The organism is Faecalicoccus sp., from assembly GCF_036552745.1.
Classification (GTDB): domain Bacteria; phylum Bacillota_I; class Bacilli_A; order Erysipelotrichales; family Erysipelotrichaceae; genus Faecalicoccus.
The window spans coordinates 1-1,078 of sequence record NZ_JAXKBY010000082.1; the positions used below are offsets into that span (position 1 = coordinate 1).

Here is a 1,078-nt window from a genome sequence, read left to right on the forward strand (position 1 = left end):
GAAAACATCCGATGCCTGTATGAGATGGGAGTGTACCGGTTTGTGGGAGAATTCTGGTACACGGGTGATCCCAACTGGAAAGAAGATCTGTGCTTTGCCTCCCGCTTTTTAAGGGATAAATTAGATGGATAAACTAAAAAATATACAGTTGATCTTATGTGATCTGGATGGAACATTATTGGATGATCAAAAAAGATTTGATCCTTACCTAAAAGAGATTTTGGACAAAAAACAGATTCCTTTGACCTTTGTTTCCGGTAGAAATTATCATATCATTCAAGATTTGATTCAAGAATATGAGATCAACCTGCCTTATATCACAAATAATGGGGCCAATATCTTCTTAAATGATCAATGTATTTATGAAAAAAGCATTGTATCCGAAGAATTAGTAAGAGCTTTGAAAATCTTGGAGGCATCCAATATTCCTTATTTGGCATATTCAAACTTCAAGATATTTTGTAGAGGAAATCAGCCGGAATTGGAAGTTTTTAAACAACGTTTGATCGATAAATGCGAAATCATTTATGACTTTGATACTGATTCTTTACGACAGGAAGAAATTTTCAAGGTTGTGATCATAAATACGAATGTCCAATTTATGAAGTCTATACAAAATGAGATACATATGAATTGTCTTCATACGCATTGTGTACAATCCGAAGGATATGTATATACCCTATCGCATCGTAAAGTTTCTAAAGGGGCTGCGGTACAATGGCTGCTTAAATATTTGAATGTGAATCCAGAGAAGGTAGTAGCATTTGGAGATAACTACAATGATGTTTCCATGTTTAAAGTAGTAGGTATCAGTGTAGCGGTTGATAATGCGCTGGAAGATATAAAGAAGCAGGCAACGTATGTGACAAAATCAAATCAGGATCATGGAGTTTCCTGGTTCGTTTCGAAGTATGTGGAATAAAGGAGGACTTATGAGAGATATAGAAAAACATGCCCGGCATGTAAGACAGAACATCATCAAGATGGTGTATGCGGCACAAAGCGGGCATCCGGGCGGCTCTTTATCCGGGGCCGATCTGCTGACGGATCTGTATTTCAGAGAAATGGATATCAACAA

General features: G+C 37.1%; 1 protein-coding gene. It reads left to right on the forward strand.

The features are described 5' to 3' along the window. Positions 1-124 precede the first annotated feature (124 nt). Entirely contained in the window at positions 125-922 is a 798-nt protein-coding gene (locus tag U0M88_RS04080) for an HAD family hydrolase (protein WP_331868990.1), read from the forward strand. Positions 923-1,078: the final 156 nt, after the last annotated feature.

What these genes read in the sequence shown, in the direction of transcription:
- U0M88_RS04080 (WP_331868990.1), top strand. Translation starts at nt 125, where the DNA reads ATGGATAAACTAAAAAATATACAGTTGATCTTATGTGATCTGGATGGA.